Source organism: Arthrobacter sp. efr-133-TYG-118 (genome assembly GCF_030209755.1).
GTDB lineage: Bacteria > Actinomycetota > Actinomycetes > Actinomycetales > Micrococcaceae > Arthrobacter.
The window spans coordinates 16769-30100 of sequence record NZ_JARVRH010000016.1 but is presented as its reverse complement, the minus strand read 5'-3'; the positions used below and the strand labels follow the sequence as shown (position 1 = coordinate 30100).

Genomic DNA, 13332 nt, shown 5'->3' with positions numbered 1-13332 from the left:
CCTTGCGTCGTTAAAGCGTTTCTCTAGGGGAGCTGCTGCTTTCCTGAGGGGTGGCCAGGGTGGTTCGGCGGGGAGTGATCTGTGCTGAACACTCCCCGCCGGTTAAGTGCGGCTTAGAAGAAGCCGAGCTTGTTCTCGTTGTAGCTGACCAGGAGGTTCTTGGTCTGCTGGTAGTGGTCCAGCATCATCGCGTGGTTCTCACGACCAATGCCGGAGGACTTGTACCCGCCGAACGCGGCGCCGGCCGGGTAGGCGTGGTAGTTGTTGACCCAGACGCGGCCAGCCTGGATTTCCCGGCCCGCCCGGTAGGCGACGTTGCCGTTGCGGGACCAGACGCCGGCGCCGAGGCCGTAGAGGGTGTCGTTGGCGATACCGATGGCGTCGTTGTAGTCGCTGAACTTCGTCACGGACACCACGGGGCCGAAGATCTCCTCCTGGAAGATCCGCATCCGGTTATGGCCCTCGAAAATGGTCGGCTGGACGTAGTAGCCGCCGGCCAGGTCGCCGTCGAGCTGTGCACGGGCGCCGCCGCTGAGGACCTTGGCACCCTCCTGCTTTCCAATGTCGATGTAGGAAAGGATCTTCTCCAGCTGGTCGTTGGAGGCCTGGGCACCGAGCTGGGTGTCGGTATCCAGCGGGTTGCCCTGGATGATCTTGTTGGTCCGGGCCACGGCGTCGGCCATGAACGAGTCGTAGATGCCTTCCTGGACCAGGGCGCGGGAGGGGCAGGTGCAGACTTCGCCCTGGTTGAAGGCGAAGAGCGTGAAGCCTTCCTGCGCCTTGTCGTAGAACGCGTCGTTCTGTGCGGCGACGTCGTCGAAGAAGATATTCGGGCTCTTGCCGCCCAGTTCAAGGGTCACCGGGATCAGGTTCTGTGACGCGTACTGGCTGATCAGCCGGCCCGTGGTGGTCTCACCGGTGAAGGCGATCTTGCGGATCCGCGGGCTGGACGCCAGGGGCTTGCCGGCCTCGACGCCGAAGCCGTTGACGACGTTGACCACCCCGGCGGGGAGCAGGTCACTGATCAGTTCCATCAGCACCAGGATGGAGGACGGGGTCTGCTCGGCGGGCTTGAGGACGACGGCGTTGCCCGCGGCAAGTGCCGGGGCGAGCTTCCACACGGCCATGAGGATCGGGAAGTTCCAGGGGATGATCTGGCCCACGACGCCGAGCGGCTCGCGGAAGTGGTAGGCCGTGGTGTCCTCGTCCAGCTGGGACAAGTGGCCTTCCTGGGCGCGGATCGCGGAGGCGAAGTAGCGGAAATGGTCCGCCGCGAGGGGGATGTCCGCGTTCAGGGTTTCCCGGATGGGTTTGCCGTTGTCCCAGCTCTCGGCCACGGCCAGCAGCTCGACGTTTTCATCGATCCGGTCCGCGATCTTGTTCAGGACCGCGGCGCGCTCCGTGGCCGAAGTCTTGCCCCAGGACGGTGCTATTTTGTGCGCGGCGTCCAAAGCCAGCTCGATATCCTCTGCCGTGCCCCGTGCAACCTCGCAGAAGGCCTTCCCGGTCACCGGGGTGATGTTCTCGAAGTACCGCCCCTTGACCGGGGCAACCCACTCTCCGCCGATCCAGTTCTCGTAACGGTCCTTGAACGTGACCTTAGAACCCTCGGCACCCGGCTGTGCATAAACAGTCATTGCTAGCTCCTTTGCTCCGCATGATGGTGGCTTTGCTATGGCTTCAGCGTAGGAGCGGGGAGGTTGCAAGCAGGTTGCAACCCTGTGTTTCAGATCACTTCCAGGCGGTACTCACCTACCGGGGTCCTGCAAGCTAGAGGCCCGCGGGGAAAGCGTAGGAGCTTGGAACCGGCGAGGGTGCGGCACCATAGGAGAGCACCACTTCGTCGTGGGCCTTGAGGACCACGTCAGACACAGGCGCACTCTGCTTTGCGCCGTTCACATATGCGGTCCAGCCGCCGGTCCCGCTGTGCGGTGCTCCGGTGGCATCTTTACCGTCCAGGACTCCCCATTCGCTCAGGACCTGGCCCAGTGTGTACTTAAGGCCGGGCGTAGGCGCTTCGATGTGAATTACGCCGGAGGTGTCGTGGGTGTGAAGCGCCGAGATTCCGTTGGGCTGCCCGTCGGCCCCGAAACTGAAGCCGATCTCGGCCGGGACCGTGACGGCTTTGCCATCAACAAGGACATCCAAGTGGGCGTGATAGTGCTCTGCGGTGCCTTCGGCGGTCAGGATATCCAGGCCCGCGGCCTTGATTCTCCGGGCGCCGGCGGCTGGATCGAGTTCCCAGCCGGCGGCGGCAGCTGTGGTGGCCGAAGCCGAAGGCATTGCCGATGCGGGCGCTGTCTGGGTGGGTGCCCCGCAGGCTGTGGCTCCGGCAAGGAGTCCGGAAACGGTCAGGGCAACGGCGAGGCGTTTGTTCAACACGGGGAATGCTTCTTTCGTTCGGCTCGGTTCTACGATACGGGCCGAAACTCCGTATTTCCCGAGTGCCACACGATGGGCCCGCGTCAGGCCGACAGTTCGGTTTCCAGGCGTTCAAGCTCGGCGACGACGGAAGCCCGCTTGGGCGAGCGCGGCGGCAGGAGCTTGAGGGCGGCAAGCCGCACATCGACGTCGTTCTTCGCCTCAGGCAGCCCGGCATACTTGAGCAGCGCCTCGGCACTGCCGTCGTTGAGGACCGCCTCGCGCAAGAGCGCCGAAACCTTCTCACGGAGCTCCACAATGCCGGGGGCTTCCGAATGCGGAAGGACGGCGCCTTTGTAGATCTCCAAGGCAATGCGGTGGGCGCCCCGCTGCAGGCAGGACAGGACCTGGGCGGCGTCCTGGCCGAGGTCGATCGGGAGCCGGTAGGGGCGGGATTCCGGAACTGCCGCGGGGTCGAGTTCGTGCAGGACTTTGCGCAGGCGCACCATTTCCGCCCGGAGGGTGACGGTGAAGCCATCTCCCGGATAGAGGGACAGAGCGAGCTCCTCGGCACTGAGCCCCTCGGGACGGGTTCCCAGCAACGCCAGGATCTCGCTGTGCCTCGCGGAAAGCGGAATGCTGCGTCCTCCGATGCTCAACAGGGCCTGGTCCCGGCCCAGCAGCTGGAGGCTGTTCCGGTACAGCCCCGTGCCCTGGCGCGAGCCGACGGCGGAAGGCGAGTTCCGGCGTCGGGAAGGCGCCGAGTGCTTGGTCGCCGCGAGCTGGAGCCTTTCCACGCGCAATTGCGCCTGCGCTGCCGCCACGGTTGCTTCAACGAGGGAAAGCGTGTGGGGTGCGACAGCGGCTTCCGTGCCGGTGATGTCGACGACGCCGAGGAGCGCGCCGGAGTCAGGGTCATGAAAAGGCACGGCGGTGCAGCTCCACGGGTGGACGGAGCGTTTGTAGTGCTCGGCGCCGGAAATCTGGATGCCGCGGCCCAAGGCGAGCGCCGTGCCGGGGGCACTCGTCCCGACGGCGGCTTCGGACCAGTCTGCGCCTGCCACGAACATCATGCCTTCGGCGCGGCGCCGCATCGCGGGATTTCCGTCCACCCACAGCAGGCGGCCGAGCTCGTCCCCCACGGCGACCAGCAGCCCGCTCTCATAGCTGGGCTGGATGAGGAGCTTCTGGATGACGGGCATGATGATGGCCAGCGGGTGTTGGCGGCGGTATTCCTCGAGCTCGTCGAGGTCCATGGCCACGGGAGCTTCGGGCTGGTCCGGGTTCGCCTTGAGCTGCGCGGAACGCTGCCAGGATTCCTTGATCAGGCTACGCAAACCGGAAAGCTCCGTGACATCTGGAAGCCCAAAGCGCCACGTATCAATTTGCTCATGGCCAGCGCGGGCATGGCGCTGCAACAGCTCGGCGACATCATTGACCGAAGCTGCCGGATGGATCGGATTCTTCATCGAACTCCCAAAACCGGACGCAGCACAGTATGGGCCAGTCTAGTTGGGTCTCGAGGCTTTGCCTATGGGGAGACGGCGAGGGTCACGGCCTGTTGGGCGAGCTCGGTGATGCGCTGCCAGTCGCCGTTTTCGATGGCGTCGCTGGGTGTCAGCCAGCTGCCTCCGACGCAGGACACATTGGGCAGCTTCAGGTAGTCCGGCGCTGAGGCCAGGCTGATGCCGCCGGTGGGGCAGAACTGCACTTGCGGGATGGGAGCTCCGATGGCCGCGAGGTACTTGGGACCACCGGCCGGACCCGCCGGGAAGAACTTCATGGCGTGGAGTCCACGTTCCAGCACGGCCATGACTTCGCCGACGGTGGCGACTCCGGGCAGCACCGGGACGTCAAGGGTGAGCATGTGCCCAAGAAGCGCGGCGGTGACTCCGGGGCTGACAAGGAACTGCGCGCCGGCAGATACCGCGGCGTCGGCCTGGCCGGGAGTGAGGACCGTGCCGGCACCCAGCAGGATGTCCGGTACTTCCTCGCCGATGAGTTTGAGCGATTCGAGGGCGCTCTCCGTCCGGAGCGTCAGTTCGATGATCCGGACGCCGCCGTCGGCAAGCGCCTGGGCCGCTCGTACAGCATGCCTCGGTTCGTCGATGGTGACCACGGGAATCACCGGTGAAGTGCGCAGGATGTGTGTGGCGTCAGCCATGGTGGATCTCGTTTCTCAGGCCGTCGAGCCCGTGGTTGTCGATGATGCGGTACCAGTGCGTGAGCAACTCAGCGAATCCGGTGTGATCAGCCAAATCGGCGTCGAAGATGCTGGGGCAGCCAAGAAGTGCCGGGATCACAGTGGCTGCCGTCCGTGTGGACGGGAGTATCGCATGCAGCTCCGCGGCAAGCGGATCGTCCAGACGACTTGCCGGTGTGGTCGCAACGTGCCGCATCCACGCCGCGACCGCCAGAGCGGCCCAGCGAGGCTCGCGTCCGGCGTCGAGGTTTCCCCGGACCGTGCTCAGCAGCCGAAGGCCGATCTTTTGTGAGCCGTCGCTACCCACTTTGGCGGTGGTGTGACCCAATGCAGCGTTGGCGAAGCGTCCCAGGACCTGCGCACAGTAGGCCTCGCCGTCGAGCCCGGCGGGCAGCGTGATGGAGGGGATCACGTCTTCGGTCATCATTCGGCTGCACGCTGCGAGGAAGGCGTCCTCCCCTACGGCGTCGCTGATGGTCGTCTTGCCCGAGGCCAACCCAAGGTACGCGAGCATCGAGTGGCTGGCGTTCAGAAGACGCAGCTTGGCGGCCTCCCAGGCGGCGACATCGGTACTGAAGATGGCGCCGGCGTCCTCCCACCGCGGGCGGCCGGACGCGAAGTTGTCCTCGATGACCCACTGCCGGAATGGTTCGGCCACCACAGCAGCCTCGTCCCGCAGGCCCAGTTCACGTTCTACGGTGTCAAGGTCACCGGCAGTGGTTGCCGGGACCATCCGGTCCACCATCGTGTTCGGGAATGTCACGTTCGCTTCCAGCCATGAAATCAGCGGACCCGACTCGGCTGAAGGCAGCTCGGCGGCGAACGAGTGCACCAATTTCCTGGTGAATTCCCCGTTGCTTGGAAGGTTGTCACAGGAGACCACGGTGATCGGCCCTGCGTCAGCTCGTGATCGCCGTTGGAGTCCCCGCGTGATCTGGCCGATGGCCGTGAGCGGAGGCCTGCCTGCGAGATCCGACTGGACATCCTCATCCGCCGTGTTCAACCCTCCGGTGCGGGGATCGATCCTGTACCCCTTCTCGGTGATCGTCAGCGTGACCACCTTGGTTGTTTCCGAAGCTATGCGCTCGCCAACTGTCCCGGGGTTGTCCCGTCCGGAAAGGGCTTCGCTGATGCTGGAGACGACACGAAGGGGCGCCGCACTGCGGCCCCTCTCTGTTACGGTGAACAGCCCGTCCTGGGGTGCCAACTGCCGCGCGACCGTGTCAGAACGTTGGGTGAATCCGATAATCCCCCAATCAGGGTCGCCGGAAGCCGCCATGGCTCGCTCCGTGAAAACAGCGGTGTGCGCGCGGGCGAAGGCTCCCAGGCCAAGGTGGACGATTCCGGGCTTCACTGCCCCCGCCGGAAGCAACGGCTGGGAACCTTCGCGAGAGGCGAGCGCGCCGTAGCTTAGGCGTGCCACGTCAGTTCTCCGTCGGCGCGGGAGGCGGCGTGCGCCCGCGTCTGCTCAAACGTCGGAATGAACCCGGTTCCGCCCTTGCCACCCACCACGAGCGAGGCGGCCGCGGCACCGTAGCGGGCCGCCGCCGTCAGCGGGTCACCGAGCACCAGACGGGCGGTCGTTGTGCCCACGAAGGCGTCCCCGGCACCGGTCTGGTCCACGACGACGGGCGCCGGTATCGCGTCAACCCACAGTGAGTCGGTGGCGCTCCCCAGTTGAATGCCGTCGGCCCCGCACGTCACCGCCACGTTCGCGGCCCCGAGCCCTCGAAGCTTCTCAACGGCCTCCTCAGCGGACCCACAACCCAAGAGCGCCGAGGTTTCTCCAGGAAACGAGGGAGTCACGAAGAACGCTTGGGACGCCAGTTCGGCGAGGACCGCCGTCGCGTCCTCCACGGAGGTAAGCCGCGGCCGGAAGTTGGGGTCGAACACAAAGCGGGGCGAAAGTCCCGCGGCTTTGAGGACGGCGGCACGCGATGTGCTGGAAATAGCACAGGCGATCCCGCCCGCCACCACTGCACCGGCGTCCGAAAACACGGCGGGATCGACGTCGTCGGGGCTGAGCGTGGATCCAACGCTGCCGTGGCGGGCATAGGAGAATTCCCGCCGGCCGTCGGGGTCGCAGTGCATCAAGTACACGCCTTGCTGGCCGCGCCTGAACTTCAGCAGTTCCGTGGAAATGCCGAGTTCCCGGATCCTGGCGGCAATCGCTTGGCCGAGCTCGTCGTCGCTCACTACGGATAGCAGCCCGACTCGGGCGCCCGCCGCTGCGGCTGACGCCGCGACATTCAGGGCGTCCCCGGAGATGCCGAGCTGCGCGGGAACGCCGTGGCCGAGGGGAACGTCCGTGGCTACCTCGAGGAGGATTTCGCCCATCACGACGACATCGAACGGGCTCTGCAGGGGTTCAGTGAGGGTATTCACCAGTCATGCACCGACCCGTCGAGGCGGCGGTTGATGGGTAGATATTTCGGATCGAAGGGGAAAGACAATGCCGCTTCTTCATCGAATTCCACCCCGAGGCCCGGAGCGTCGCCGGGATGCATGTAACCGTCGGTGAAGGTGTAGGACGTCTTGAACACCTCGCCTGCCGGGTCCCTGTGGCCCATGTATTCCTGGACGCCGAAGTTGGGAATGCTCATGTCCACGTGAAGCGCCGCGGCGAAGGAGGCCGGCGAAAGGTCACCGGCACCGTGCGAGCCGGAGCGGACGCCGTAGAGGTCCGCAAGGGAGAAAATGCGGCGCAGGTGCGTGATGCCGCCGGCGTGTGAAACGGAAGCGCGGATGAAGTCGATGAGGCGTTCGGTGATCAGCTGCTGGCAATCCCAGATGGAGTTGAAAACCTCACCGACCGCGATCGGCGTCGTCGTGTGTTGACGGATCAGCCGGAACGCCGACTGATCCTCCGCCGGCGTCGGATCCTCGATCCAGAACGGCCGATACTGCTCCAGCGAGGATCCCAGCCGGCCGGCCTCAATGGGCGTCAGCCGGTGGTGGACATCGTGGAGGACATGCACGCCGTAGCCGAACTGTTCACGGACATGCGCCATCATCTTCGGCGCAAAATCCAGGTACGCCGTGGTCTCCCAGGTGTCTTCCTGGGGGACGTTGCCGCTCGCCGGCTCGTAGGTTTTGCCGTCCACCGGCGCGATCCCGTACGTCTTGTCCAGCCCCGGAACCGCGGCCTGGGCACGGATGGCCTTGTAGCCGAGATCGAGGTGATGCTGGAAGTCGTTACTGAGGTCCTCCAGCGTGGACCCGCTGGCGTGGCCGTAGACCATCACGCCTTCGCGGGCCGCGCCGCCCAGGAGTTCATACACCGGCATGCCGGCGGCCTTGCCCTTGATGTCCCAGAGCGCGACGTCGATAGCGGCGATCGCCGTCATGGTCACCGGGCCGCGGCGCCAGTAAGCGCCCTTGTAAAAGTACTGCCAGGTGTCCTCGATGCGGCGTGCGTCCCGGCCGATCAGCAGCGGGCAGAGGTGCTCGGACAGGTACGACGCCACAGCCAGTTCCCGGCCGTTGAGCGTTGCGTCGCCGATGCCGGTGAGGCCGTCCTCGGTTTCAATAACGAGCGTGACGTAGTTTCGTCCCGGGGACGAAACCACCACCCGAGCGTCGGTGATCTTCACTGCGTTTTCCTTCAAGTAGGTGGCAGTAGGTGTCGTTTTGAGCGGTCAAAACGACACCTACTGCGAGTTAGTTGGCTTGGCTCAGCTGCAGCATGACTTTGCTGCTGCCGGATGCTGGGTCTGTGGCCACCCGCATGGCTTCGGCGGCTTGATCGATGGCGAATTTATGCGTGATCACGGGTGAAACATCCAGGCCGTTGGTCATGGCCACCAGGGCGTCGCTGATCTCATCCACGAAGCGGTAGGAGCCGATCCATGTGATTTCGCGTGTCACCAAGTCACCAATGGCCGCGGGACTCGGGGCGCCAGGCAGGTTGCCCACCTGGACAAGGGTTCCGCCCCGGGATGTGGCTTTGAGGACGCTGCCTAGGACGCTGGGGACACCGGAGGCCTCAAAAACCAGTTCGACGCCGTCGGGAAGCGCGCCGCCGTTTGCGACATTGCGCACTTCGTCGGCCCCCATGGCCTTCGCGATCCGCAGCGAGTCGTCGCTGATGTCCGCCGCGATGACGGTCTTGGCACCCGCGTACTTGGCAGCAGCAATCACCAACGAACCGATCGGACCTGCACCGTTCACCAGGACGTCCCGCCCGGCGAGTGATCCCGCCCTGCCGACGGCGTGCATGGCGACGGCGAGCGGTTCAGCGAGCGCACCGCGCAACGTGTCGACACCGTCGGGCAGGGACCGGAGTTGCGATGCCCGCACGAGCTTCCGTTCGCTGAAGCCACCGTCCGTGTGCGGGTCAAAGGCGGCCGATCCGAAGTACCGGACATGCGGATACAGGTTGGTGCGACCGGCCACACGCTCCGGCAGGACGCCGTCGCCTACCAGTTCCGCGGGATGTACCGTGACGGGTTGGCCGACGTCGAAATTCTCGACGCCGGCGCCCAGTTGGGCGATGCGGCCGGCAACCTCGTGGCCCAAGATGAGCGGCGATTTCAGCGTCGCTGTTCCAGACGCACCGTGCTTCCAGTAGGCCAGGTCCGAACCGCAGATCCCGCCCCACTCGACGTCAAGAACCACTTCTCCGGGCCCTGCGACCGGGTCCGGCCGCTGGTCGATGCGGAGGTCGTTCGCTCCGTGGACCACTACCGCTTTCATACGGCGTCTTCCAGGAGGACCATGTCACGGCCGCGGACTTCCGGTCCGGCGGCGGCGGAAACCAAGGTAATCAGCGAGTAGCCGATGAGCATTGCCGCCAGCGGCCACCATTGACCGGTGACGGCCGTCAGGGTTGCAGCCAGTAGCGGACCGATGGCGGTGGCGAGGATGCCGCCGATTTCCTTGGCCAACGCCAGCTGGGTGAAGCGGGTGCGGGCTCCAAAGAATTCGGCCATCGTGACGCTCTCCATCGAGAAGAGGCTGAGGACGCCCAGGTTAAGTCCAACGACCATGCCAGTCGTGATGACGGCGGGGTTCCCGCTGGTGACCATCAGCATCATGGGAATGGCGAACAGTGCGCTCAAGGCGCTGAGGACCAGGTATAGGGGCCTGCGTCCGAAGCGGTCACCCAGGAGACCGATCAGCGGAATGGTGACGAAACCCAGCAGGGAACCGTAGACGATGGCCGTGGTGCCTACGGTCTTGTCGACCAGCAGCACGGTAGCGAGGTATCCGACCAGGAACGTCTGGACGAGACCGGAATTGCCCGCCTGGCCAAACCGCAGACCAAGCGCGATGAGGAAGGCCTTGCCCTTGCGCTGGTGGAGCGCGGCTTCGATGGTGCTGGTGGATTTTTTGCTGTCCTTGATGTCCTGCTTGGACATGATGTCTTGCTTGGACAGGGCCACGCCATCAACGACGTCGGCACGTTCCTCGAACACCGGGCTTTCCTTGAGGGAACGGCGAATCCAAATCGCGAAGATCATCAGCACGAAGCTCGCCAGGAACGGGATACGCCAACCCCAACTGAGCAATTGGTCTTGGGGAAGAGCAGCAACGAGGATCGCCCAGAGCGCTGAAGCGCCGAGGGTTCCGGAGTTGGTTCCAAGGCACACCAGGGACGAGATCAGGCCGCGACGACGGGCGGATGCGTATTCGGTGAGCATGACCGTTGCCCCGGCAATTTCGGCGCCGGCGCCAAAGCCCTGGATGAGGCGCAGCGCGACGAGCAGGATCGGGGCCCAAATACCGATCATCGCGTAGGTGGGAAGCACGCCGATCAGGGTGGTGGATGCACCCATGAGTGCGATGGTGATGAACAGGACCTTCTTGCGGCCGATCCGGTCACCCATGCGTCCGAAGTAGATCGCACCGACAAGGCGGGCCACATATCCGACGCCGTAGGTCGCCATGGCGGCGATCAAACCGATGACCGGGCTGACGTCCGGGAAGAAGATCTTGTTGAAGACAATGGCCGCTGCTAGCGAGTAGAGCTGGAAGTCCATGAATTCCATGGCAGTCCCGAGCCATCCGGAAACGGCAACCTTCGCGAGGTCGCCCGTGCTCCTGGTAGTTGGCTTGACGGCGGGTGGGGCAAAGCTCTCGGTCATCAATTGCTCCTTTGCAGGCGATGAAAAGCGAAATGGAGAGTTCTCGGAGGGAATGCCAGCGCTCGTAATACCTCGTGACAAGGCTTGAGTCGGCCGTTTGATTACTACCATACAAGCACTACCATTCTAGTCTGTCAATGGAGATTAGACTGGACACGTGGCTACGAATAAACCAGCAAGTGACCAGGCGCCCCGGCTTTCAGTACGTGACCGGACCCTGGACACCCTCCGGCGTCGAATCATTTCGCTCGAGCTGCGGCCCGGTGAGCCCCTGTCCGAAAATGAACTGGCCCAGGAGCTAGGGGTCAGCAGGACGCCGGTCAGGGAAAGCCTGATTCTGCTGCGCGAAGAAGGCCTGGTTCAGGTCTTCCCGCAGATCGGTTCGTTCGTCTCCCTGGTGGATCTCGGCAGGGTCGCCGAAGCTCAGTTCGTCAGGGAAGCCATCGAGTGTGCCTCCCTGGTTGACGCCGTGGTTGATGGCGAGGGGATTGCGGGGCTCCGCGAAATCCTCAACGACCAACGAGGTGCCGAGGCCGCCGGCGACGTCGACGAATTCTTCCGGCTGGACGAGGACTTCCACCGCGAATTGCTGCGCCTGGCCGGCCATGAAACTGCATGGACCGCAGTGAATTCAGCCAAGGCGCATTTGGACCGCGCACGGCGGCTGAGCCTCATCGACACCCGGCCAGTTTCCACCTTGATTGAGCAACACACGGCGATCGTCGATGCCCTGGAGGCAAACAATCCCGCCGGAGCAGACGATTCACTGCGCGTCCACCTGCGGGGCGTTTTCGACGACGTCAAGCGCATCCAGGCTGCCACGCCCGAACTCTTCTCGGACGGCACCGTGCCACGTCCCATCAGGCGGAGCATCGCCCGGTTGGCATAAGGCCCTCATCGCGACGAGACTGGTGGCGAAGTCACTCCGGGTGGAATTCGTACGACTCGACCTCGCCCAACGCTTCGATCCGGGGGACGGGCAGTCCAACTTCGGCGACGAGTTCGGCGAAACTGTGGCCACGGCTGAAGCGGTCAAACGTTGCCCTGTCCGGACAGGTGTCGTAGACCGAGATGCCCCCTTCGGTGGATAGGCATACATGGATCTTCAACGCACCGGGTGGCAGGAGGCCCACCATGCGCTTGTGACCTTCCAGCAGTTGAGCGGGATCCCCGTCGAAATGGTAGACGCCCATGAACATTGCTTCTCTCCTGTCTTGCTTCAGCTTCAGAGCGGTGCAGCCAAGGCCCGTGCGATGGCTTCAGGTTTGCGGTCCGCCCAAGGTGCGGCTTTCTCAAGCTGGCCCGCCAGGCGAAAGAGCGTGGCCTCGTCCCCGAAGCGGCCAAGGAAGGACATGCCCACCGGCAGGCCGGTCGAGTCGACTCCGAGTGGCACCGACATGGCCGGGTTGCCCGAGATGTTCGCGTACTCGCCGTCGAACATGAGGAAGCGGCCGGCTTCGCGCTCGCCGCGCAACGGTTCTTCCTCGGTCCCCCGCAGCGTTCCAAGGGGCAACGGTGGCCAGCCGACGGTGGGTGTCATCCAGACGTCGAATTCCTCGAAGAATCCAGCCAGACGGCGGCTGAAGCGCTGCAATTCCTCCATGCCAAGGAGGTATTGCCCGCCTGTCACGGCCCGCGAGCGCTCAAAATTGGCTGCGGTGAACGGCTCGATCTCACCGGCTTCGGGCGGCCTGCCCATCCTCTGCGTCCAGTACGCCTCTATCCACGCGATCGCGCCTCCATAGACGGCCCTGACCGCCCGGTGCCCGGCCCGCCCCAGGCTCTCGGGGTGCGCTTCTGTGACTGTGTGACCCAGCCCGGCGAGCAATTCCACGGTTTCCTCGAACACCCTCAGGTAGTCCGGATGCACCTGCTGTCCCGAGTTGGGCGTCGCCGTTGCAGCGATGCGGAGCGTTCCCGGAACAGTGCCGGCCTCAAGCAGGAAGGGCCGTGCCTGGGGCGGCGCCCAATATGGATCACCGAGCGACGGACCTGCCGTCGCGTCGAGGAGAGCCGCCGAATCGCGCACGCTCCGGGTCAGCGCATGTTCCACGGCGAAGCCCCCGGCCACGTCGCCATACTCAGGGCCCATGGGAACCCGGCCGCGGGTCGGCTTGAACCCGAAAACCCCGCACCACGCAGCGGGGTAACGAAGGGATCCGCCAAGATCGTTCCCGTGCGCCATGGGGACCATTCCGGAGGCGACGGCGGCAGCGGACCCGCCGCTGGAGCCGCTCGTGGATAGCCCCAGGTTCCAAGGGTTTCGGGTGGCACCATGCAAGGCCGGCTCGCAATGCGGGCTGAGCCCGAATTCCGGCGTGTTGGTCTTCCCGAGGATGGCAAGTCCGGCCCGGCGGTACCGCCGCACAAGCTCCTGGTCCTGGCTTGAGACGTTGTCCTTCAACCAGCGGGAGCCTTCGTTGAAGGGGGCTCCCGCGATCTCGAGGGAGAGATCCTTCACCAGGAAAGGAACTCCCGGAAACGGTGCGTCAGGGGCCGGGTCGGCTGCCCCAGGTTCCAAGTGCGCGACGATGCAATGCAGAACCGGATCGATCTCCCGGATACGGTCGCGGCCGGCGTCGAGCAGTTCGCCCGGCGAAATCGCGCCGCTCCGCACCAATTCTGCCTGCCCGACGGCGTCAGTCCAGCGGAGCTCCTCGTCCATGGCTCATTTTAGGACCG

12 protein-coding genes are annotated in these 13332 nt (G+C 64.8%); 1 reads left to right on the top strand and 11 read right to left on the bottom strand.

The annotated features are described in order from the left end of the window. Window positions 1-113: 113 nt before the first annotated feature. The 9 genes from exaC to QRN59_RS14520 form a co-directional block, all read right to left on the bottom strand. Window positions 114-1637, bottom strand: a complete 1524-nt coding sequence (exaC, locus tag QRN59_RS14560; RefSeq protein WP_284983217.1) for an acetaldehyde dehydrogenase ExaC — start codon at window positions 1635-1637, stop codon at window positions 114-116. A gap of 133 nt (window positions 1638-1770) precedes the next feature. Then, a complete protein-coding gene (locus tag QRN59_RS14555) occupies window positions 1771-2382 on the bottom strand; it encodes a hypothetical protein (RefSeq protein WP_284983216.1) in 612 nt (203 codons plus the stop codon). Between the two features lie 83 nt (window positions 2383-2465). Next, entirely contained in the window at window positions 2466-3830 is a 1365-nt protein-coding gene (locus tag QRN59_RS14550) for a GAF domain-containing protein (protein WP_284983215.1), read from the bottom strand. 62 nt (window positions 3831-3892) lie between these two features. Then, a complete protein-coding gene (eda, locus tag QRN59_RS14545; protein WP_284983214.1) occupies window positions 3893-4525 on the bottom strand; it encodes a bifunctional 4-hydroxy-2-oxoglutarate aldolase/2-dehydro-3-deoxy-phosphogluconate aldolase in 633 nt (210 codons plus the stop codon). After that, entirely contained in the window at window positions 4518-5987 is a 1470-nt protein-coding gene (locus tag QRN59_RS14540) for a mannitol dehydrogenase family protein (protein ID WP_284983213.1), read from the bottom strand. The genes eda and QRN59_RS14540 overlap by 8 nt, the downstream gene beginning before the upstream one ends. Then, on the bottom strand, window positions 5975-6901 hold the full coding sequence (locus QRN59_RS14535; protein WP_284983294.1) for a PfkB family carbohydrate kinase: 927 nt from the start codon (window positions 6899-6901) through the stop codon (window positions 5975-5977). The genes QRN59_RS14540 and QRN59_RS14535 overlap by 13 nt, the downstream gene beginning before the upstream one ends. A 44-nt stretch (window positions 6902-6945) precedes the next feature. Beyond that, the gene (manD, locus tag QRN59_RS14530) at window positions 6946-8157 is read right to left on the bottom strand and encodes a D-mannonate dehydratase ManD (RefSeq protein ID WP_284983212.1); all 1212 of its coding nucleotides are present in this window, start codon (window positions 8155-8157) and stop codon (window positions 6946-6948) included. A 67-nt stretch (window positions 8158-8224) separates the two neighbouring features. After that, window positions 8225-9259 carry an L-idonate 5-dehydrogenase gene (locus tag QRN59_RS14525; RefSeq protein ID WP_284983211.1) on the bottom strand — a complete coding sequence of 345 codons (1035 nt, stop codon included), beginning with the start codon at window positions 9257-9259 and terminating at the stop codon, window positions 8225-8227. Continuing rightward, complete coding sequence (locus QRN59_RS14520; protein ID WP_284983210.1) at window positions 9256-10650, bottom strand: MFS transporter; 1395 nt, start codon at window positions 10648-10650, stop codon at window positions 9256-9258. Before QRN59_RS14520 ends, QRN59_RS14525 begins: the two co-directional genes overlap by 4 nt. Window positions 10651-10807: 157 nt before the next feature. Between QRN59_RS14520 and QRN59_RS14515 the strand changes: the two genes are divergently transcribed. Next, complete coding sequence (locus tag QRN59_RS14515; RefSeq protein ID WP_284983209.1) at window positions 10808-11539, top strand: GntR family transcriptional regulator; 732 nt, start codon at window positions 10808-10810, stop codon at window positions 11537-11539. Between the two features lie 31 nt (window positions 11540-11570). On the opposite strand, the gene QRN59_RS14510 is transcribed toward QRN59_RS14515, so the two are convergent. Both QRN59_RS14510 and QRN59_RS14505 read right to left on the bottom strand, forming a co-directional pair. Continuing rightward, window positions 11571-11843 (bottom strand): hypothetical protein, encoded by a 273-nt coding sequence (locus QRN59_RS14510; RefSeq protein WP_284983208.1) that lies wholly within the window; start codon window positions 11841-11843, stop codon window positions 11571-11573. A 32-nt stretch (window positions 11844-11875) separates the two neighbouring features. Next, a complete protein-coding gene (locus tag QRN59_RS14505; RefSeq protein WP_284983207.1) occupies window positions 11876-13315 on the bottom strand; it encodes an amidase in 1440 nt (479 codons plus the stop codon). Window positions 13316-13332 lie beyond the last annotated feature (17 nt).